Consider the following 21239-nt stretch of genomic DNA (forward strand, 5'->3'; position numbering starts at 1 on the left):
TTCAACTTTCGGCTCCCCGGTCTCTTCTCGAAAATTCTTTCTTATGCGTTTTTACCGCAGCAGTATTTGTATTTCTTTCCGCTTCCGCACGGGCATGGATCGTTTCTTCCGATTTTTTTGCCTTTGATTACAGTGCCGGATTTTTTCTGCTCCATGTAAAGCGTTTTCTTCTGCTCTTCTGTGAAGATCTCATCCCACATCGGCAGGTTGTACAGCCAGTCTGCTTTTGCGTCTACCATGTTTTTGTACAGAAGCTCTTTATCGTAAGCCAGTGTAACAACGGTATCCTCTTCCATCTCCTCGATCGGGTTCGGGATCACAAGGCTGTCGTTGATGCCGTCCAAGAAACCAACCATGGTCATAACGTCCACTTTGTATTTCTCTGCCAGCTCTTTTACGGTTCCTTTTACCACTTCATCCGGGTTGGAAAGAAGCTGCTCGTAAATGTTTTTCTCAATCAGGAAATAATTGGTCCAGAACTGCTGGAGCTGTTTTTTGTCTGCTTCCTGATTATAGGCGATATCACGCCAATTCTGTAATAAACTCATGTTATTATCCATCCTTTATCTGTTTCTCTGAGCGCGTTTTTTCGCGCCGTCCCCTAGCGGGATTCCGGTTTTTGTAACACGCTTTAGTATATCGGAAAGTCCGCAGAAAATCAACCTTTTTCTTCTTCCTGCTCCAGAATCGGGATTCTGGTATCGCCGAGCGGAATTCCTCTGTGTTCCACCGATGTAGAGAACACGATCTGCGTCTTCGTTCTTCCAAAATGCTGAAGCTGGCCAATAAACTGATCCAGCTCAGATGTCGTGTGGAACACAACCTCCATCAGCATCGAATAGTCGCCGGTCACGCAGTTGCACTCGATCACATTCGGGCAGTCAGTGATGTACGGATAGAATTCCTTTTTCCGCACCGGCTCAACCTCCAGATTGATGAATGCCTTGATCCGATAGTCGAAAACCTCCGGGTTCACACTCGCACGGTAGCCGGTGATCACCCCGTCCTTTTCCAGGCGGTCGATTCTCGCCGAAACCGTCGGCGAAGTGAGACTTACCTTGTCTGCAATACTTTTGAGCGGAAGCCTTGCATCTTCCTGCAGCAGTTCCACAATTTTCCGGTCTGCTGTATCCAGTTCACGTTTCATTCCCTCTCCTTACGTTCCTCCTGCTCTCCTTTTTCTTTCGGAGGCAGTTTCTTTACCACCGTATTTTCCACGCGGTGTTCTTTGACCCGCATGACCTTGATCCAGAGATCGTCGGTCTCGAGTTCAAACTGGCTGCCGTCATCCGGAACCGCACCGAGTTCGCCGAAAATGTAGCCGCCGAACGTTTCATATTCATCGACCGGCAGTTTGATCTTCAGTTCCTCCGCCACATCATCCAACGAGGCACTTCCCATGATTTTCCAGGTGTCTGTGGAAATCAGCTCAATTTCCGATGGCTGCCCGATCTCCGCCTCATCATTCAAGTCCCCGACAAGCTGCTCGATCAGGTTACGCACGGTGATAATTCCATCCATGCCGCCGTACTCATCCAGAACCACGGCAAAATAGTTGCCGGTCTTTTTCATGTTCTGGAACAGCGTGGCAGCCTTGATGTTTTCAGGAACAAAATAAGGCTGTTTGATTGCTTCTTTCATGACATGATCGCGGTCCTTGGTGCGAAGCCGGAAATAATCCTTGGCGTCCAGAACGCCGATGATATCGTCCACATTTTCACCACAGACCGGGTAATAAGAATGGCGGCTTTCATGGATCAGCTGCTCCCACTCCTCCATCGAGTCTTCCAGCCACAGAAGATCTACATCGGTTCTGTGGACGCAGATTTCATCAATGGTCAGATCATCGAACTCAAATACGTTCTGAATCATATCTTTTTCTTCATTGTCGATCGCGCCTTTTTCGCTGCCGGCATCTACCATCATCCGGATTTCTTCCTCCGTCACCTGATCGTCGTCCTCATCCGGATCGATCCCCAGAAGGCGCAGGATACCGTTTGTCGATGCAGTCAGCAGCCACACAAGCGGTGCAAACACTTTCGAAGCACCGCTTACAAGACCGGAAATCCCGAGCGCAATCTGCTCAGCCTTCTGCATTGCAATCCTTTTCGGCACCAGTTCGCCAAAGATCAGGGTGATGTAAGATAAAAGCAGCGTAATCAGCACAACGGCAATCGCATCCAGTGTCTTTTCCGGAATCTTCATACCCGCGTCCACAAGAGCAGAAACGATTCGATCCGAAAAATTTTCTGCTGCAAAGGCACTTCCAAGAAAACCGGACAGAGTGATGACCACCTGTATCGTTGCAAGAAAACGGGATGGCTGTTCCGTCAGATGAAACAGCTTCGCCGCTCTTTTGTTTCCCTCCTGTGCCATTTTTTCCAGTTTAGCGTCGTTGCAGGAGACCACAGCGATCTCCGCGCAGGCAAATACCGCATTGACCGCTATCAATACGACCTGCAAAAGAATACTGCCGACTATGTCACTGTCCAAACGTTTCAAACCTCCTCAATATTATTTATGCGTTTTTCAAAAATGCCACATAGGCCTTCTTGGCCTCGTAAACATCTGCTTTGCTGGTTACTTCCCATGGAGCATGCATGCTGAGAACCGGTACACCGGAATCAATCACTTCCATACCGTACAGAGACATGATGTAGGCGATGGTTCCGCCGCCTCCAACATCAACTTTACCAAGCTCTGCTGTCTGCCAATTTACTTTTGCATCATCAAAGATAGCGCGAAGAGCTCCGACGTACTCTGCATTGGCATCGTTTGAGCCGCTCTTTCCGCCTGCTCCTGTAAATTTGTTAATTACGATACCTTTTCCGAAAAATGCAGCGTTTTTCTTCTCAAATGCTGCTGCATACAGCGGATCAAATGCTGCGCTGACATCAGAAGAGAGCATTCTGGAGGAAGCAAGGCATCTTCGAAGGGCCAGTTCTGTTCCCTCGCCTGCAAGTGCAAGCAGCTCTGCCATGGTGTTCTCGAAGAAATGAGACTGCATACCGGTTGCGCCGACGCTTCCGATCTCCTCTTTGTCTACGAGCAGGCAGCAGGATGTCTTCTCCGGTGCTTCCACCTCGAGCATTGCGACAAGAGAAGTGTATGCGCATACACGGTCATCCTGGCCGTATGCAAGAATCATGCTGGCATCCATACCAAGCTCACGCGCTTTTCCTGCCGGTACAATTTCAAGCTCTGCGGAGAGGAAATCCTCTTCTTCGATGCCATACTTGTCGTTTAAGAGCTTTAAGGTCATGGCTTTCACTGCATCTTTCTCTGTTCCTTCCAGCGGCTGGCTTCCGATCAGAAGATCGAGGTTCTCGCCCTCTACTACCGTACTTGCCGGTTTGGTCTGCTGCTCTCTGGAAAGGTGAATCAGGAGATCTGTCACACAGAATACCGGATCGTTATCATCCTCGCCGATGACTACATCCACTACTTCGCCATCCTTCTTGGCTACAACACCGTGGATTGCAAGCGGAAGCGTTACCCACTGCCATTTTTTGATGCCACCGTAATAATGGGTATCAAGATATGTAAATCCGTTGTCCTCATACAGTGGATTCTGTTTTACGTCAAGACGCGGAGAATCGATGTGCGCACCGAGAATATTCATACCCTCTGTCAGCGGCTTTGTTCCGATCTGGAACAGGGCAATGGCCTTCTTCATGCATACAGCATAAACCTTGTCACCCGGTTTTAACGCACGATTTTCTTTTACATAGGTGTCGAGGCTTACGTATCCGGCCTCTTCTGCCTGACGTACACTTTCCTTTACACACTCACGCTCCGTTTTTCCGTGATCCAGGAATGCGCGGTAGCCGGCGTTTAATTTTTCCAGCTTTTTCATATCTTTTTTCTTGTACTCATTCCATGCTGTTTTTCGTTCCATAGCTTTTCTCTCTTTCTGTTTTCTTTCTATGATCCGTTCGTATTTTTTTGCTCCGGTCATAATTGCGATCTCTTTCATTATAATCTGTTTTGATGGGAAAAACAAGGACTTTCGGCTGTTAGAAAAAAGCCCCACAGCGAACCGTTTTTTCGGCTGCAGCGGGGCTTTTAAGGGGAGGATAAGTATTTCCTTATTTTTCTTTTGTATCATCGAACAGGGGAATTTCGATGACACTGTTATTCTCCCCTGAATGTTCACTTTTATACATTTCTTGTAATTATTTTTTGATCAACAGCAGAAAAATCCCCGTCCGCCACAGCAGCAGCAATTGCAGATGGCATTGATTGCCATACATTCACAGCACCATTTTCCGAGATCACCTGCACTTCTCTCGTAGCCATAGCCGCTTCCCATGTCGGAATACCACTGGCCGCTGCCCTGGAGCTGGTTTAAAAGCTGCTGGTACTGCAGATTCTGCGGTTCTAATTTGACTGCCATCTCGGCATCCTGCACGGCATTGATGTTGTTGCCGAGGCGCGAATTTGCGATCGCATGCAGGAAATACCATTTTCCGCTGCGGTCGGAAATGTCGTTCAGCACGTTCATCGCCTCGCGGAAGTGGCCGCTGTTGATGTAGTTGGCTGCCGCCTGCAGCCGCATTTCCTGCTCGGAATTTCCATAATCATTCCGTGCGGAGCCGCCGTTTCCGTACGCGCCGCCGAATGGGTCGAAGCCGCCGAACGGGCCATAGCCGCCGTAAGCATCTCCGCCATACGACGAACCTCCGCTCTGGTAAGAGGTGCCGTGCTCGCGTTCATCCATGATCTGTTTGTACGCCTGCTGCACCTGTTTGAATTTTTCTTCTGCTTCTGCTTTATTCGGATTATTGATATTGGCATCCGGGTGATACGTCCGGCTGAGTTTTCGGTATGCTTTTTTGATTTCATCGTCCGAAGCCCCGCGGGACACGCCCAGCACCTCATATGGATCTGTCATCAGTCTTTATTTCTCCTCTTTTTGGCGCTCTTTTGCGCTTTTTCTCATTTCGTATTTTTCCCAGATACCAGCATACAATATATTTCGCAGAATGTCTACATTTTCCAGGATCGGAAGTTTTTCAAATGCACGCGACGCTTCCGCCGTCATCATCAGCAGGATTTTTTCTGCGGTTTCCTCGAAGTCCGGCTGATCTGCGATGGACAGAAACGGGTTGTAGTTTCCGCTCTTTTTATCTTTTTCCACGTCATCAAGCGCATCCATCAGGTAAATGAATTTTCCGATGTAAAAGCCGACCTGGCGCAGATCATCGCTCCAGATGTCCTCCTCCGGAATATAGATCTCCGCCATCACCTCTCCGGTATAGCCCGCCGCAAGATCGAGGTCTGGATTATTTTCCTTCTCACATGCATGCAGCTTTTCGATGTAATCCTGCACTGCTTTCGTCTGGCGCGGATACGATGCCTCGATGCGTGTCACAGATTTTTTCAAAGCCTTTGCCGCTGTAAACGCCGCGTAGTTTTTCTCGTCCTCCCAGTCATCCAGCAGATTGTAATAGGCGAGCAGCACGTTCATGTCTGCGCAGTATTTTGTGTATTTGTTCCGCAGGCATTTATGTTTTTTGCCGGGATGAAGAAAGCAGTAATGCTCCTCTTCTTTTGTCTCACACTCATAAAGCCCGGTCAGCAGGATGGAAAGAAATGTCATATCAAACGTCAGCATCGCCTGACCCTTTTTTCCATACGCCTCTTTGATATCCTGACACAGACCGCAGTAGTATGCCTGATATTTGTTGTAATCTTTGACTTTCAGGTCATCCTTTCGGATGGTCACATAACCAAACATGAATCGCACTACTCCTTTTTATCAGGTGTTTTTGATGAATTTTGTTCCGCATTTCGGGCAGCGGATCTCGATATGGCCTTTTCCTTTCGGTACACGCACCTGCTGATGGCAGGACGGGCAGCGGAAGTAGCAGTGCTCTTTATCCTTGAATGCACGGGTTCCGCCTCGGAAGAATCCGACGACGCGGTTTTTCAGTTCCAGGAATTTCTGGTTTTCCGCATACCGTTTGGAATGGTTCTTGGACATGATGCGCACATCCGCCCAGACGATCAGGACGAGTGCCAGGGTGTAGATAAGGGAGCTCCGTACAACCGCTCCGAAAATCATCATGGCAACTGCCGCCCACATCATAAAATTGCCCAGCTGATCGATGCCGTAGCGGCCGTACATCAGGCGGGAAAGTTTTTCTTTCAGTTTATCCATTTTGTTCTCGTTTCTCCTTTTTCAAAGTATATGCCAATACTCTATCCCTTTTGAGGGAAAAAAGCAATCGAAAGCGCCATTAATTTTTTCTAAAAAATTCTTAAAACTTGCGGTGGATGTTTCTTTTCAACTGTGCTACACTTGGTTATGTTTCTTTATATTTTATTTTCAGTAAACGATCGGAGATTTTTATGAAACGACTCAAACAGATCGGAGCCCTTCTCGCCATCGCGTTCCTGATCGGATTCGGGCTTGGCGCCATGATTTTTGCGTTTATCGACACGCCGTTTGCACACAAGGCGCTGACAGTCTGCCTCTACTGTGCAATTACCGTACCAGTGCTCATCTATGCCATGATGCTGGTTGCCAAGGTTCTGTCGCACCGCGATGAGAACGACAAATCAGACAAAGGAGAAAAACAGTCATGATTGATACCATTATTTTTGATGTAGGCCGCGTACTCGTCAACTGGGACTACGAGTCCTATCTGAAACGCTTTGCTTTCGGTCCGGAAAAAACGAAAGCAATCACCGCCGCAACCTTCGAAAGCCCTTACTGGCGCCAGTTCGACCGCGGAATTCTCACACCAGAGGAGATTGTAAAAGGATTCTGCTCCCTCGCCCCGGAATACACCGAAGAAATCAAAGAGGTTTTCGCCCACTGCGAGGAAACCATCACCCCGCTGCCGTATGCAGAAAGCTGGGTACGCTCCTTAAAAGAAAAAGGCTACCGCCTCTACATCCTCTCCAACTACTCCGGAGACCTCTTCGAGCGCACCAAAGAGAAAATGCCCTTCCTCCCCTACATGGACGGAACCCTCTTCTCCTACACCTGCCATTTAACAAAACCGGAACCGGAGATCTACCAGCACCTGATCCAGAAATTCTCCCTCACCCCGGACCGCTGCGTATTCCTCGACGACACCAAAGCAAACGTCGAGGCCGCAGAGCAGGCAGGGATTCATGGAATTCATTTTACGGGATATGAAGATGGCGTGGCACAGTTGAAAAAACTGGGCGTTCTTTAAAAAAACAGGCTGCCGCATTCGTGCGTCAGCCTGTTTTTTAGTATTAACTTACGCTTTCGCCGCCTCTTCCATCAGCCGCAGCATCAGTCCGACGCTGCCGACGTTATATCCGGCATAAGCGCGTCCGCCGATGTTTCCCGGCAATGCGAGTATCAGCAGTGGGAGTTTTTCTGCGTCGATTCCCATTTTTTCGGCGATCGCCGGGGCGTCGTCGGATGGGTCGAGGTAGAGGGACATGTTGTGGATTGCTGCGCGGGCTTTCTGGAAAGTCGTGTTTTCCAGGTCGGCTTTCGTGCGGAGAACGGCTGCCATGGCAGCGTCTTTTGCGTTCCACTTCTCTGCGATTTCGATCAGCTCATTCAGAACATGCTCGGTCGGCTCCTCTCCGGTTCCGAGGAAGGCCAGAAGGATCGGGCCGTCTTTGGTGAGATCGTTCAGGGTATGCGCCTTTCCATCCAGATCCTCCAGCGTGATCTCCGGCAGTTCGATGTGCTCTAACAGCTCATCCAGCTCTTTTTTCACGGTTTCCAGATAAATCTCTTTTGCTTCTCCCGCCTTCAGTTCAAACACGCGGTATGCGGCATGCTGGTCACCGTTCGGCATACGCATACTTGTAATCAGACGATAGCAGCCCGGCTCCAGGGTCAGATCCAGTGTTTTTCCGTCGAATGCGGTTTCTTCGTAATTCAGCGTCTCAAACACTGTTCCGTTCCACTTTCCGATGGTCCACGTCTGATAATACTTCCATGCGCTTCCATCCTCCGCATTCAGTGTCAGAACCGCACTTTCCGTTTCATCCTTCAAAACAGCAGCTTCTGTTTCCACACTGTGGAATGCCCCATCACGGTAATACTCCGGCTCCAGGGTCACCGGATTCAGTCTTGCCGCTACATTGAGACTCCGGCAGATTGCCACAAACAGAATCTTCTGCGCCAGAGGACTTCCCTGTTTCATCGTAAGGACGCCGACCGGTGTTGCCATGATCGTGTCATACTCTTCTTCTGCATGGAAGGTAATATTCTTCTTAAGATAATCCAGAATCCGTTCCGGCTGCTCCACAAAGCTGCGTTTTGTCTCCTCTTCAAAAAATCCGCGGATCATGCTCCGATACGGCGTCAGCTCCTCGAGGAAAATACGCGGGCAAAGAAGATCCTTTCTGAAAATCTCCTCTGGAAGATCCCCCTGCTCACAGTCGAGATGATCCTCTAAAACGGATGCCTTCAAGTCCTTCGCATCCTTTAATGCCAGCGAAAACAGCAGCTTCTTCCGGTTCGGATTTTCATCTTTGGAAAGGAATGTATAAACCTCCTCAAAATTCTCTCCTGCCCGGTGGAAAATCTCTTCCGCTTCCGGATACGCAGCAGCCTTTTTCTCATCAAAGCATGCTGCAAACCGTGCCTTCCGAAGCCGTTCCGCCTCTGCCATCCGTGCCGCATTTCGCTCCTTCTGCTCCTTTGTGGCAACGATATTCCGTACCGGCACTTCCTTCGGTGCCCGGATTTCCAGCGTCTGCCACCTGTCATCCGCTTCCGGAACCGCCTCTTCACGAAGCACCAGTTCCAGCGAATCCTCCTCCTCAATCCGCATCATGGCTTCCGCCCGGCGTATTCCGTCAAATGCCCGTACCCGGATATCGCCAAGGCCAAGTGTCATCCGAACTTCTCCGTCCGCATCCGCAATCATCACTGCAGCCGGGAAAAACTCTGCCATATTCAGGATTTCAACCGCAATATGCGCTCCTGCAGCCGGTTTTCCATTCTCATCCTTCACAAGAATCTTCACCAGCTTCGTTCTGCCATAAAAATCTGTATGGTTAAAGTAGTACAGCGCCCCTTCTTTTCCAAGATACTCCTCGTTACTCTCCTTTACATAATCCGAGAAGTTCCGCGTATGAATCAGAATTGCCCGATTCGCCGGACCGGAGAACCAGCCGGTATCCAGCACTTCTTCCGGCTCACAGGCGCCGAGGAAATGCCACTCGCCGTCCACAAACACCTCAACCCAGGCATGATTGTCATCACAGTGCGCCCATCTTGGTGTATAGACCTGCCGCGCCGCAATACCGACACTCCGATACGCCGTAACTGCAAACGTAGACTCCTCGCCGCAGCGTCCCTTTCCACTCCGATACATTGTCATCGGAGATGCCGTTCTGCCGTCCGTCGCCTCATACGTCGCATGCTCCGCACACCAGTAATTAATCTCCAGAATCGCCTCTAAAAGACTCATTCCGGCTACACGCCCCATAATCTGCTCATAAAAAAACGGTCTGCAGTCCGTAATGTCCTCGGAATTGATCCGGTCATACAGCACATAGTTTACAAACACATCCTCCGGCAGTTCCTTACACCATGCCACCTTCTCCCGCAGCATCAGCGCATGCTTCACGTACGAAAGAAAAAGGTCAAATCCATATTCTCCCGCATCCCTTACCGGCATCGTACCATACAGAAACTTCATCAGCACAGCCTCTTCCTCACTGCACTGTTTTAATTTTTCTTCGATAACAGGCATCACCGGAGCCAGAAGCTCTCTCCGTCTCTCAAATTTTTCCGTTGCATATTTTCTTAAATTTTCTGAGATCATGATTCTATCTATCCCTTCCTCTTTTTTTCTATCCGTCTCCACAACGTACATCCGCCCACCGGCGGCAGACGCCATGTGAAAAAGGATTCCTTGCGATTTTTCAGGAACACCGGAGCGAGGAGCCTTTTCACATACCGGCTGTGGGTCACTACGCTACATATTTTTCTTTATAAATGAAAGTAATTCTCCGCTGGGATCGCATTTATACTCCCAGAACATAATGCCCCCCATGCCCTTTTCTTTCAGGTACGCAATTTTCACCCCAAGCGACTCACAGTCCTCATAGCTGATAAATGTCTCCCCGTCAAACAGATACGGAACCTTTGCCTGCTCATCCCAATACCGGATAAATCCCCTCTTTCCGATCCAGCTCTCTTTGAGCTCGCCATAGTCACCGCCATATCCTCCGACCGTCTCTGCTTCCATTCCGAGCCCGTTGCGGCATCCGGCGCCTTTTACTCCATCCCATTTTCTGGAATAAAACGGTACGCCAAGGATCAGCTTCTCCATTGGAACGCCTGCATTTGCAAAACCGTTCACTGCCTTCTCCACACATGCGTCAAACAGGTTTCCCTCACTGTGATACAGCGCCGCATGATGTCCCGTCACCTTCTGGAAACCGCCCTGCAGATCATACGTCATCAGCTGCACATAATCCAGATACCGGGAGGCCTCCTTCATATCTGTCTGCAGTGCAAAATAAACATCTCCGCCGACTGCTGTCGTTACAAGCATGCCTTCTCTGTACGCGTCCAGTGTCTTCCGAAGCTCCGCCAGAAGCAGCGTATAATTCTCTTTATCCGATCTGTCCGACGCAATTCCTGCCAGCGATGTGCCCGGATACTCCCAGTCAATATCAATACCGTCCAGACCATACTCCTTCACAATTGCAAGCGCACTCGCAGCAAACCGCTCTCTTCCCTCTTTTGTTCTCGCCGACTGGGAAAAGCCGTCTGCTCCCCAGCCTCCTACGGACAATACAATTTTCAGCTCCGGGTTGCTTTTCCGAATGGATACTATTCCATCCCGTGCATCCTTTGCATCCCATACAACTTCTCCGTCCCGGATCAGACCAAATGCAATATTGATCACGGTAAGTGCCCGCACATCCTCTTCTCGCATATGATTTAAGTCCGCCGTATTTACATAGCCAATTATTCTCTTCATCTCATAAGCTCCTCTGTCCGAATCGTTTTACTCATTAAAGGTTACGACTTCCCCGTGTCCCAGATTGTAGGTGATCTCATCCTCAAGCTCTACCTTCACAACCGTTGCAAACGGATGAATACTCATCTCGCCGGCCCAGATCCAGAGTGTTCCCGGAATACCGCTCCATGGAAGGGAACCCGTATAGGAGAACCGAAGTTCTTCTCCCGTATGCAGAACCGTCACCCTTTTTACCGGCGTTTTAATGCCTTTCACGCACAGCGTCTCCTGCGGCTTATCATAGACAAAAAGATACATCGTCTTCTGATCCGCCGAAATCGTGCTTCCGCCGAGAAAATGATTGTAATCCAGTCCTTTTTCTGTTCCAAATACCGCTTCCTCGTGGTCATGAATCCATCCGCCAAGATCCAGCAGCACCTTCTCCTGACGTTCATCGAGCGTTCCGTCCTCTTTCGGTCCGATGTCCAGCAGCATTCTTCCGCCGAGGGTAATACAGTCGCAGAACATACGCACGATCTGGCCGCTGCTCTTGTAATCATTGTCCGATGGACGATATCCCCAGGAATCATTGATCGTCGTACAGAATTCCCACTCGCCTTTCGGTCCGTACAGCGGAATTCCCTGCTCCGGTGTCTCATAATCTCCGTAGCCCTGCATTCTCGAATTCAATACAACGTTCGGATTCAGCGTATGCAGATATTCCCTGAATTCCGGCATCTTCCACTGTGCCGCGCTCCGTTCCCAGTCACCATCAAACCATAAAAGATCCACCGTTCCGTAATTCGACATCAGTTCTTTTAACTGATGATTGTTGAATTCCAGAAACTCCTGCCATTTCTGCGGCTCCTCCTCTTTTCCGGCCGGGGAACCATAGATATCGTTCAGACAGTCTTCTTTTTTCATTCCTTCCGGGTAAACCGTGCGATACCGCGGATCCGACCAGTCGATCAGCGAATAATAAAGGCCGACTTTCAGACCTGCCTCACGCATGGCGGCTGTATACTCTTTTACAAGGTCGCGCGCTGCCGGCGTTTTCTTCACAACACTTAAATCACTGTATCCGGTGTCAAACAGTGCCACGCCGTCATGGTGCTTTGCTGTCATAACCACGTACTGCGCACCTGCTTTTTGAAACAGCTCCGCCCATTTTTTTGCATCAAACTTCGATGCCGTAAAGCCTTCACACTGTTTCATGTAGTCTTCATAAGAGATATTTCCGTTGTGGAACGACCATGACTCCGACACATCACCCACCGCATAAATCCCATAATGGATAAAAATGCCCAGCTTTGCGTTCCGAAACCAGTCCTGCATCATATCTTCCAGATCCTCCTTTTTTTGTACTCCCGGATTCTTTTTTGTTCCCGTAAAAGTTAAGAAAAAAAGACTCCGGGCATAGCTTTTTTATCCGATCCAATTACCCCTTTATTGTTCCTTCCCATTGTATCAGTTCTTGCCCAAAAAGAAAGGCATATTACCGTTTTACACTGTAATATGCCTTTTTTCATTCCATAGGAAATATCATTACCTTTTCCTATTTATTTCGCGATTTCCTCAATACCCTGAGTTGCTACCCAGTCCTCAAGTCCCAGAGAGTACATACCGTCTACATAAGCCTGCCAGTCAGCATCGTTGTCGATGTCAAGCTCGCCGCATACGAACTGCGCCTGCTGCTGCTCAAAGAAATCTTTGATTGCTGTGTTCGTATCAGAGAAGGTATCAATCTTATCCAGGTCAATCCAGTAGGACGGAATAATCTCTTTGGTCAGATTTGCCTCATAAGCTTCCTCTGTTGCTTTTTTCTCATCATACATCGGATGCTCTTCTACAAACTCGAAGTCTGCCGGCAGATATTTCGGCAGAGACTGCGGCCACAGATTGCTCCAGGAATATTTTTCCTGATCTTCCTCAGACAGTGTGGTGGTGTCAATCGCATGGTATCCGTCATCCTCTTTGTTTACAATCACACCAACCGGTCCTCTGTTGCAGCCGATGCCGTTCTCCAGTGCGAATGCATTGTCAAACCAGCGGCAGATGATTTCCGGATGCTCTGCCTTGTTTGTGATGACAGCCTGGGTTCTGTATACGCTGAAGCCTTCCGTATCGCGCAGCCAGATTCCGCCTTTGTCTGTATTCAGAACAGGCATGGAATCGAAATCGCCTCTTTCCTCTGCAGCCGGGATTCCGGTAAACTCTCCGCTTCCGTATGCGATGGAAACGCCGTACAGGTCCTGATTTCCTTTACCTTCCCAGGTGGAGCTGTCCTGTGTATAAAGCTCTACGTCTACGAGTCCATCTGCATACAGTTTGTGGAACCAGGAAAGGAACTCACGGTACGTATTGCTGACACCGCCGTAAACAACCTTTTCATCCTGGATTGCAATACCAAGTTTGTTCATCGGAAGTCCGAAGTAACCGGCCATAGCCTCGATATGTTTGTTGTTCGGGTCTGTAGAGAACGGGATTTCATCGGAAGCGTCGCCGTTGCCGTTTGCATCCTGCTCTTTGAATGCTTTTAAAACTGCCTCAAACTCGTCTGTCGTGGTCGGCATGCTCATACCAACATTTTCCAGCCATTTCGTATTGATGTATGGGCTGTATCCAACGGTTGCATCGGCGCATACGTACGGAATCGTGTAGATGTGTCCGTCCGGTGCTGTCATTTTTTCTCTTACACCCGGCAGATCCAGGATAGCAGAAATGTTCGGGCAGTATTTCTCAAAATAATCTTCCAGCGGAATGAATACGCCCTGGTTTACACCATAGGTGAGGATTGCATTATCGCTTAAGGTCCATCCGCCGATCACATCCGCGTAATCTCCGGAGTTCAGATCCAGATTCAGTCTCTCCGTTGCTGTTTCGTATGGATAAATTTTCAGGTCAACGTCTACATTGGTCTGTTTTTTGAACTCATCGAGCATGATAAACTCGCCGGATTCGCTGGAATCATCGCAGAAGATAGAGAAGGTGTAATCTCCCTCGTCTACCAGCGGAAGACCTTCCTGATACATAATGCCGTTTACTTTTCCGTCCTCATCCACGGTGTCGTTTGCTGCGGATGCTGCGGATGCTGCAGAAGCACTCTTTGCCGAGCTGCTTCCATTATCACTTCCACATCCGGTAAACATAGATGCCACCATTACTGCAGTTAAAACTGCTGCGACTGCTTTTCTTTTCATGATTTTTCCCTCCTGTGTTGTTCCGGCGGCATTTTCCCGCCGGAAGCGCTTTTGCCTGTCCGTTGTCCGGACTCTTTATTTACATACCGCCGTTTCCCGTGCGGCAGATAAATCGTTAAAAAAACTTCTTCTTGTAAATCAACCCTTCATGGATCCGATCATAACACCCTTTACAAAGTGCTTCTGCACCAGTGGGTACATAACCAGAACCGGGATACTGCTGATGATGATCAGCGAGTATTTCATAACGTCGATCAGCTGCTGTTTTTCCTGCAGTGCTGCTCTTGCTGCCGCAGTTGTTGCTGTCTGGGACAGCGCGGTCTGGTTCGTGATCAGGATGTTACGCAGAACCAGCTGCAACGGATACTTTGCTTTGTCCGAAATATAAACGAGTGCTGAGAAGTATGAGTTCCAGTGACCGACACCATAGTACAGAACCAGAATTGCGATGATCGCTTTGGAAAGCGGAAGTGCAATCTGGAAAAAGAATCTCGCCTGGGTGCAGCCGTCAATTTCAGCTGCCTCATACAGCTCTTCCGAAATGTTCGACTTGAAGAAGGTTCTTGCCACGATCATGTTGTATACGCTTAAGCATCCCGGAAGAATCAGTGCCCAGATCGTGTTCAGCATCTGCAGTCTCTGAATAACCAGATAGGTAGGGATCAGACCGCCGCCGAAGAACATGGTGATCAGGTAAAAAATGGTGATCGGTTTCTTTCCGGAGAAATTGCTTCTGGAAAGTGCATATGATGTCGGAAGCGTTACGATCAGGTTGACCATGACACCGCAGAAGGTGATGATCAGGGAGTTTAAAAAGCCTCTCATAACCTGGTCGTTTTTAAATACTTCTGCGTAGCCCTTCAGGGTAAATCCGATCGGGTGAAGCAGTACTTTACCACTCGATACGGCGCTTGGCGCACTGATGGATGAAATGATAACCCAGTACAGCGGATATGCCACAACAAACAGAACCAGCGTCAGGATAATGAAGCAGGCTGCGTCAAAAACGACGTCCTCTTTGCAGCGTTTTATTTTCTTTTTTGTCACTGCGGTATTTTCTTTACTCATGTTTTTGTTTCCTCCTACCACAGGCTGTTGCCCGAAAGTTTATCAGATATCGTATTGACAATGATCAGCATAACCATGTTTACGATGGTGTTGAACAGACCGATTGCTGAAGAATACGACATATCGTTGTTGATCAGACCGACCTTATAGACGTAGGTGGAAATGATCTCGGATACACTGGCATTCAGGTTGTTCTGCAGAAGGAAGGCTTTTTCGAAGCCGACGGAAAGAATGCTTCCGCAGTTCATAATCAGAAGAATGGTCGCGGTCGGCATGATCAGCGGAAGGTCGATGTGACGGATCAGCTGTAATTTCGTTGCGCCGTCTACCTTTGCCGCCTCATGCAGCTCCGGGCTGATGCCGGCGAGTGCTGCGAAGTAAATAACAGAGCTCCATCCTGTACTCTGCCATACGCCGGTCCACACATAAATGTGTCTCCAGTAGGCTTTTTTCGCCATGAAGTTGACCGCCGGAATTCCGATTGCTTCCAGTACGTGGTTGATAACACCGACGGACGGAGACAGGAACAGAATGATCATACCACACATAACTACGGTGGAAATGAAGTTCGGCGCGTAGGTGACGGTCTGGATCACTTTCCGGTATCTCTTATGGCGGAAGGAGTTCAGCATCAGTGCCAGGATGATCGGAATCGGGAATGATACAACCAGTCCGTACAGACTCAGGATCAATGTGTTCTTGATGGTGGAAGCAAAGTATGGAGAGTTGAAGAATCTCTCAAAGTAGTACATGCCTACCCACGGGCTCTTTGTGATTCCGGCTGTCGCATTAAAGCGGCGGAACGCGATCTGTACACCATACATCGGAATGTAGCTGAAGATGAATGTCAGGATTACGCCCGGAACACAGAAAAGCCAAAGCGAGATGTCTCTCTTAAAGGCGCGGATGGTGCGGCCTTTTTTCTTTGCTTTTGTTGGTTTCTCTTTCATTTCTCTCTTGTCCTCCCTTTTAAAGGTTTCGTGTTTTCCTTGATTGGAGCATCCCTTGCCGTGAACATTTTGAACATTTTGCTTTCGCATCATCCTCGCATGCTGCTTCTTTTTTGTGCAACTGCCACAATCAAATCTGTTATTTAAGATTTATCCAACACTGTTTTGATGAATTTATTTTACATTTTGTTTCCTTATTTGTCAATTAATTTTTGAACACAAATATTATTTTGTTACTTTTACGCAATTTAAACCGATACTTTTTAAGCACTTTTCCCATAAATTCTCCTGTTTTTCCCTTTGTTTTTCGTTTCACGGCATCGGAGCATACGATCCATTTATATTTTTATCCATTTTTTGCAAACAAAAAGAAGGAAGCTATGTTTCTTTATTTTGTAATATAGTTTCCTTCTTTGTTCATTTTTATTATATTTTTATGTTTTTTCGTCCGTTCTTACATTTCCGTCACGTTTCCAGTCCACCATTTCTCTGCTCCATCTTCAAGCATCAGCTCGTACTCATGGCAGATGACCTCTGGTTTTCCCGGAATCTGGACAAAATTCAGCTCCTCTTTTGTAAGATGGAACACAGCTTCTTTTTTCTCTCCCGGTGCAAGTGCAATTCTCGTAAAGGCTTTCAGCTCTTTGATTCTTGCCACAACGCCGCCGGAACGTTTCCGCACATACAGGCACGGAACGGAAGTTCCGGCCATATTTCCGGTATTTTCCACGGTAAAGGAAACAGAAATACCATTTTCTTCTTTTGTTACGGAAACATCACTGCCGGTAAACGTTGTGTAGGATCTTCCTTCTCCGAAGGTATGCAGCGGCTGGCTTGTCATATCACAGTACGCCGGGGCAACGGAAGTCCGATAATTGTAGCATACCGGGATCTGTCCCACGTGGCGTGGCATAGAAACCGGAAGACGGCCGGACGGATTGCTGCTTCCATAGAGAAGCTCAGCAACTGCCCTGCCTCCCATCGGTCCCGGGTAGAATGCATATAAAACGGCATCGGAAGCATTTTCGATCTTCTCGATACAGTATGCTCTTCCGGCAATTACAACCGTTACCAGTGGTTTGCCAAGGCGGGCAAGTGCTGCAATCAGTTCTTCCTGCGCGGCCGGAATGTGAACCTTCGCGGTGTCCATTCCCTCGCCGCAGTCCATCGAACGGCTGCCCGTTCCCTTCGAGGCTGCTCCGTTTGCATCGAACACAGCTCCTCCAAACCGTGAGGAGGAACCGCCGACAACGGCCACGATCACATCGCTTTCTTCTGCAAGTGCCATCGCTTTTGCTTTTTCATGCTCATCCGCCTCGGAAAAACCGGACCCCATCGCATAAGAGACTTTCACGCCATCCGGTGCTTCCTGCTTCATGCCCTGCAGAACCGTGACGCACTCGCTTTCCGGCACCGGCGGAGTATAATCGCCGAGCATACAGTAACGGTCTGCCGCATGGTAGCCGATCACTGCTACTTTTTTATATTTCTTTGCAAGCGGAAGCACCGTCTTTTCATTTTTCAGAAGCACAGCAGACTCCCGCGCCAGTGCAAGAGATACCTCCGGGATGCCGGCTTCTTCCGGGGAAAGCATGTTTTCTTCCATATAAGGATGCTCGAACAGACCTTTTTCAAATTTCAGTTTCAGAACGCGGAGCACCGCCTCATCGATCTGGCTCTCCTCCAGAAGTCCCTGATCAACCGCCTCACCGAGACGGCCAAAGGCTTCATCCCACAGGCTCACATCAACACCGGCCTTTCTTGCCGCAACGGCTGCATGCAGCGTATCCCCCTCTGTGTTTTTCAGGAAATCGACAGCCAGTCCGTCTGCCATCACAATGCCGTCAAAGCCCATCTCACCGCGCAGTACATCGCGAAGCAGCCATGCATTTCTGTGGCAGTACACGCCGTCGATCTCGTTATACGCCGCCATGATTCCTTCCACACCGGCTTCGCAGCACGCTTTTGCAGACGGAAAATGGATTTCACGCAGCTCACGCTCCCCGATTCTCGCCGCACTCGCATTCACACCTCCGGTCGTCTCGCCCTGGGCGCAGAAATGTTTTGCCACGCTGCCGACGCCGGTCGACTGCATGCCGGTCACGGCTGCTTTTGCCATTGCGGCTGCAAGGCATGGGTCCTCAGAGTAGCACTCTTCACTTCTTCCCCATCTCGGATCACGCGCCATATCAAGTGCCGACATCAGCGCCAGCTCCACATGACCGCTCTTTAACTGCTTTCCGCATGCCTTGTAGCCTTCCGAAAGAAGCGCCGGATCAAACGTTGCTCCGGCAGCCAGGTTGACCGGAAGCAGACCTCCTCCGAGTGCCTGATGGCCATGGGGGCACTCGCTGCTCATCATCATCGGAATGCCGAGGCGGGAATGTTCCATGACGTAGTGCTGTACCATATTGTAGGCTTTCGCGGAGAGTTCCGGCACGATTCCGGTCTTCTCGTCCTTATCTGCCCACGGGTCGGCACGGTACAGGCCGTACAGAACCCCCAGTCCGCCCATGCGCTCTACTTCTTCTTTGAATTCGTCGGTCAGGGTAAATTCCTCTCCCTGCCGCTCATAGATCCGGAATCCGTACAGACGCTGATTGAGCTGTCCCACTTTTTCCTTTAATGTCATCCTTCCCAGAAGATCCTTTGCTCTCTCTTCCGGTGAAAGGGCTGTATTCTGATATGCTTCCATCTGATTTTCCTCCTTATATGCTTTCTGCCCGGCCGTTTTCTTCCTGCCGGTGTATTTTTGATCTGTTTCCCCCAAAATTCTCTTATGAAACGGCTTTATTGTATCTCATTTTTTTACTTTTGTCCACAATAAGTTATATTTCGTTCATTTTTGTTCATTTTTCATGTTGAAATTTATTACTTTTAGTGTTATGATACCTTTCGCTACTAAATTTTGCAAATTACAAAGGGAGGTTTTTACTTATGAGCAAAAACATCACGATTCCGGTTCCGGCTGTCCCGTTTGCACCGCCAGTTTATACCTGCCACCGCGCAAAAAAAGAGTTCCATCTGGACGGAAATATCAACAAACCATTCTGGGAGGACGCACCGTATACCGATGAATTTCTGGATATCCAGGGCAGCCACATGCCGCTTCCGCGTTTTGTCACCCGCGCAAAAATGCTCTGGGATGATGAAAATCTTTACGTTGCTGCCGACCTTGCCGGCGATGAAATCTGGGGTCATTTAACAGAACGCGATTCTGTCATCTACTTTGACAACGATTTCGAGATCTTCGTTGACCCGGATTCCGATACGTACCATTACTATGAATTTGAAATGAACGTTCTGAACACGGTATGGGATCTGTTTCTCGCAGAGCCGTACCGCGACGGCGGCAGCGGCCTCAATGGCTACGATATGCACGGCCTTCGCACCGCTGTCCATGTGGACGGTTCCATCAACGATCCTTCCGCTGAAAACAAAGGCTGGAGTGTTGAGGTTGTGATTCCGTTCTCCGCTCTCTACGAATACCAGAAAGAGCGCCGCGCACCGAAAAACGGAGAATTTTACCGTATGAACTTCTCCCGTGTGCAGTGGAATGTGGATGTCAAGGACAACACTTACGTAAAACGCACCGATGAAAACGGAAATGTTCTCCCGGAAGACAACTGGGTATGGGCTCCGACCGGCGTCATCAATATTCATTATCCGGAGCTGTGGGCTTTCGTCTTCTTCTCCGAGGACCGCGAGGATGCTCCATGCGACAGCACCATTCCGGAGGACGAGTATCGCAAATGGGAGCTCCGCAAGCTGTATTACGCAGAAAATATTCTGTTTGAGACAACCGGCTCCTACAGCAGCAGCCTCGATGAACTGCAGAAAACGCTGGATGCGTATGCACCGAACGACTGGAATAAATCTGTAAAAGATCTTGGATATACCATTGAAACCACCAGCCGTACGTACCTGATTTCCTGTCCGAGTGCCGATCGTGCACATCTCCTCCTTCTGTATTCCAACGGAAAGGTTGAAAAAATTACACTTTAAGCGTATAATATCGGTTAGTAGTTAAAATTTGTAACAGGATCGGTTGAAACTATGAAAAAAGTCACTTTACAGGAAATTGCAAATTCCCTGGGCATCTCCCGGACCACCGTCTGGAAGGTGTTCAGCGGACACGAAGGTGTCTCCGATTCCCTGCGCACCAAGGTCATCGCCAAAGCCCAGGAGCTTGGCTATGCCATCCCGGAAGATTTTCAATATCCTTCCAGCGCGGAGGAGACCACGCCGGTCAACATTGCAGTTGCCGTCTGCAGACCGGAAACCTCACTTTTCTGGATGACCATCATCCACCAGATTGCAAAAGTATTTTCAACACACAATGTCAATCTCGTTTACACGTATCTTCCGACTTCGGCGGATAAAACGTATTTTCTCCCGCCCACACTTACAAACGGAAGCGTCCACGGCATCATTGTTCTGAACGTGTACAACGAACGTCTTCTGCGTCTGCTCGCAGAGACACAGATTCCCAAAGTGTTCCTGGACACTTCCTCCCTCGTATCCCCGGATGAACTGAACGGCGATCTTCTCCTGATGGAGAGCCGGAACAGCGTCCGCAATATTACCGCCCATCTTCTCGAGAAAGGATGCACTCTTCCGGGCTTCATGGGTGATATCGGCTACGCACAGTCCAACCGCGAACGCTATGAGGGCTTCTGCCAGGCACTGATGGATGCCGGAAAAACACCGAATCCTTCTCTTTGCCTGACCACACCGCTTGGGATTGACTCCTACCGCGAGGAAATCGATTCTTTCCTTTCCTCCCTTTCCCGCATGCCGGACGCTTTTGTCTGCGCCAGCGACTACGTTGCCTGTATTCTGATGCAGCTTCTTGAAAAGCGGGGACTGCGCGTGCCGGAGGACGTTGCCGTATCCGGCTTTGACAACAATATCGAGGATCTTCTGGCAGAAAATCTGACTACCGTTCAGGTCTTCAATGAGGAGCTCGGCTCCCGCCTGGCGCTTCAGATTCTTTACCGGATCAAATATCCGCACACGCCGCATGAAGTCACGTATCTGGAATCCAAAGTTCTGTACCGCGCTTCCACCGGCGACTGATGCATCCGTTTTTTGATTTT

18 protein-coding genes are annotated in these 21239 nt (G+C 49.1%); 4 read left to right on the forward strand and 14 right to left on the reverse strand.

The annotated features are described in order from the left end of the window. Nucleotides 1-41 precede the first annotated feature (41 nt). From DXD02_RS12680 to DXD02_RS12710, 7 genes are all read right to left on the reverse strand, one after another. Nucleotides 42-548 carry an SEC-C metal-binding domain-containing protein gene (locus DXD02_RS12680; protein WP_055221393.1) on the reverse strand — a complete coding sequence of 169 codons (507 nt, stop codon included), beginning with the start codon at nt 546-548 and terminating at the stop codon, nt 42-44. A gap of 110 nt (nt 549-658) precedes the next feature. Further along, nucleotides 659-1135, reverse strand: a complete 477-nt coding sequence (locus tag DXD02_RS12685) for an Lrp/AsnC family transcriptional regulator (RefSeq protein WP_055221452.1) — start codon at nt 1133-1135, stop codon at nt 659-661. Between the two features lie 8 nt (nt 1136-1143). Further along, a complete protein-coding gene (locus DXD02_RS12690; RefSeq protein ID WP_022463186.1) occupies nt 1144-2493 on the reverse strand; it encodes a hemolysin family protein in 1350 nt (449 codons plus the stop codon). A gap of 25 nt (nt 2494-2518) precedes the next feature. Then, nucleotides 2519-3898 (reverse strand): aminopeptidase, encoded by a 1380-nt coding sequence (locus tag DXD02_RS12695; protein WP_055221450.1) that lies wholly within the window; start codon nt 3896-3898, stop codon nt 2519-2521. Nucleotides 3899-4186: 288 nt separating this feature from the next. After that, entirely contained in the window at nt 4187-4894 is a 708-nt protein-coding gene (locus DXD02_RS12700; RefSeq protein ID WP_055221390.1) for a DnaJ domain-containing protein, read from the reverse strand. Between the two features lie 6 nt (nt 4895-4900). Beyond that, nucleotides 4901-5740, reverse strand: coding sequence for a DUF5685 family protein (locus tag DXD02_RS12705; protein WP_118666935.1), 840 nt, complete (start codon nt 5738-5740; stop codon nt 4901-4903). Between the two features lie 21 nt (nt 5741-5761). Then, nucleotides 5762-6163, reverse strand: coding sequence for a hypothetical protein (locus DXD02_RS12710; RefSeq protein ID WP_022463182.1), 402 nt, complete (start codon nt 6161-6163; stop codon nt 5762-5764). Nucleotides 6164-6354: 191 nt separating this feature from the next. Between DXD02_RS12710 and DXD02_RS12715 the strand changes: the two genes are divergently transcribed. Continuing rightward, a complete protein-coding gene (locus tag DXD02_RS12715) occupies nt 6355-6591 on the forward strand; it encodes a hypothetical protein (RefSeq protein WP_118660430.1) in 237 nt (78 codons plus the stop codon). After that, complete coding sequence (locus DXD02_RS12720) at nt 6588-7190, forward strand: HAD family hydrolase (RefSeq protein ID WP_118640978.1); 603 nt, start codon at nt 6588-6590, stop codon at nt 7188-7190. Before DXD02_RS12715 ends, DXD02_RS12720 begins: the two co-directional genes overlap by 4 nt. Nucleotides 7191-7238: 48 nt before the next feature. Here the strand turns inward: DXD02_RS12720 and DXD02_RS12725 are convergent, their stop codons facing one another. The 7 genes from DXD02_RS12725 to DXD02_RS12755 form a co-directional block, all read right to left on the reverse strand. Next, entirely contained in the window at nt 7239-9776 is a 2538-nt protein-coding gene (locus tag DXD02_RS12725; RefSeq protein ID WP_055221449.1) for a transglutaminase domain-containing protein, read from the reverse strand. A 153-nt stretch (nt 9777-9929) separates the two neighbouring features. Next, on the reverse strand, nt 9930-10943 hold the full coding sequence (locus DXD02_RS12730) for a glycoside hydrolase family 18 protein (protein WP_118660427.1): 1014 nt from the start codon (nt 10941-10943) through the stop codon (nt 9930-9932). A gap of 27 nt (nt 10944-10970) precedes the next feature. Next, nucleotides 10971-12269, reverse strand: a complete 1299-nt coding sequence (locus tag DXD02_RS12735) for an alpha-L-fucosidase (protein ID WP_256372647.1) — start codon at nt 12267-12269, stop codon at nt 10971-10973. Nucleotides 12270-12481: 212 nt separating this feature from the next. Then, nucleotides 12482-14122, reverse strand: coding sequence for an extracellular solute-binding protein (locus DXD02_RS12740; RefSeq protein WP_118666936.1), 1641 nt, complete (start codon nt 14120-14122; stop codon nt 12482-12484). A gap of 138 nt (nt 14123-14260) precedes the next feature. Continuing rightward, nucleotides 14261-15190 carry a carbohydrate ABC transporter permease gene (locus DXD02_RS12745; protein WP_022463175.1) on the reverse strand — a complete coding sequence of 310 codons (930 nt, stop codon included), beginning with the start codon at nt 15188-15190 and terminating at the stop codon, nt 14261-14263. Between the two features lie 14 nt (nt 15191-15204). Further along, complete coding sequence (locus DXD02_RS12750) at nt 15205-16140, reverse strand: ABC transporter permease (RefSeq protein WP_022463174.1); 936 nt, start codon at nt 16138-16140, stop codon at nt 15205-15207. A 454-nt stretch (nt 16141-16594) separates the two neighbouring features. Beyond that, nucleotides 16595-18835, reverse strand: a complete 2241-nt coding sequence (locus DXD02_RS12755; protein WP_147398117.1) for a glycoside hydrolase family 3 N-terminal domain-containing protein — start codon at nt 18833-18835, stop codon at nt 16595-16597. A 242-nt stretch (nt 18836-19077) separates the two neighbouring features. On the opposite strand from DXD02_RS12755, the gene DXD02_RS12760 reads away from it, so the two are divergent. Then, on the forward strand, nt 19078-20145 hold the full coding sequence (locus tag DXD02_RS12760; protein WP_055221380.1) for a carbohydrate-binding family 9-like protein: 1068 nt from the start codon (nt 19078-19080) through the stop codon (nt 20143-20145). A gap of 51 nt (nt 20146-20196) precedes the next feature. Beyond that, nucleotides 20197-21219, forward strand: coding sequence for a LacI family DNA-binding transcriptional regulator (locus tag DXD02_RS12765; RefSeq protein ID WP_055221378.1), 1023 nt, complete (start codon nt 20197-20199; stop codon nt 21217-21219). Nucleotides 21220-21239: the final 20 nt, after the last annotated feature.

The sequence above is a fragment of the Blautia sp. TF10-30 genome (assembly GCF_003481245.1).
In the GTDB taxonomy this organism is placed as follows: domain Bacteria; phylum Bacillota; class Clostridia; order Lachnospirales; family Lachnospiraceae; genus Fusicatenibacter; species Fusicatenibacter saccharivorans.

Excerpts from the sequence above, each read along its gene's own strand:
- DXD02_RS12680 (WP_055221393.1), bottom strand. The coding sequence starts at position 548 with ATGAGTTTATTACAGAATTGGCGTGATATCGCCTATAATCAGGAAGCA.
- DXD02_RS12695 (WP_055221450.1), bottom strand. The coding sequence starts at position 3,898 with ATGGAACGAAAAACAGCATGGAATGAGTACAAGAAAAAAGATATGAAA.
- DXD02_RS12700 (WP_055221390.1), bottom strand. The coding sequence starts at position 4,894 with ATGACAGATCCATATGAGGTGCTGGGCGTGTCCCGCGGGGCTTCGGAC.
- DXD02_RS12705 (WP_118666935.1), bottom strand. The coding sequence starts at position 5,740 with ATGTTTGGTTATGTGACCATCCGAAAGGATGACCTGAAAGTCAAAGAT.
- DXD02_RS12710 (WP_022463182.1), bottom strand. The coding sequence starts at position 6,163 with ATGGATAAACTGAAAGAAAAACTTTCCCGCCTGATGTACGGCCGCTAC.
- DXD02_RS12715 (WP_118660430.1), top strand. The coding sequence starts at position 6,355 with ATGAAACGACTCAAACAGATCGGAGCCCTTCTCGCCATCGCGTTCCTG.
- DXD02_RS12720 (WP_118640978.1), top strand. The coding sequence starts at position 6,588 with ATGATTGATACCATTATTTTTGATGTAGGCCGCGTACTCGTCAACTGG.
- DXD02_RS12725 (WP_055221449.1), bottom strand. The coding sequence starts at position 9,776 with ATGATCTCAGAAAATTTAAGAAAATATGCAACGGAAAAATTTGAGAGA.
- DXD02_RS12730 (WP_118660427.1), bottom strand. The coding sequence starts at position 10,943 with ATGAAGAGAATAATTGGCTATGTAAATACGGCGGACTTAAATCATATG.
- DXD02_RS12740 (WP_118666936.1), bottom strand. The coding sequence starts at position 14,122 with ATGAAAAGAAAAGCAGTCGCAGCAGTTTTAACTGCAGTAATGGTGGCA.
- DXD02_RS12745 (WP_022463175.1), bottom strand. The coding sequence starts at position 15,190 with ATGAGTAAAGAAAATACCGCAGTGACAAAAAAGAAAATAAAACGCTGC.
- DXD02_RS12750 (WP_022463174.1), bottom strand. The coding sequence starts at position 16,140 with ATGAAAGAGAAACCAACAAAAGCAAAGAAAAAAGGCCGCACCATCCGC.
- DXD02_RS12755 (WP_147398117.1), bottom strand. The coding sequence starts at position 18,835 with ATGGAAGCATATCAGAATACAGCCCTTTCACCGGAAGAGAGAGCAAAG.
- DXD02_RS12760 (WP_055221380.1), top strand. The coding sequence starts at position 19,078 with ATGAGCAAAAACATCACGATTCCGGTTCCGGCTGTCCCGTTTGCACCG.
- DXD02_RS12765 (WP_055221378.1), top strand. The coding sequence starts at position 20,197 with ATGAAAAAAGTCACTTTACAGGAAATTGCAAATTCCCTGGGCATCTCC.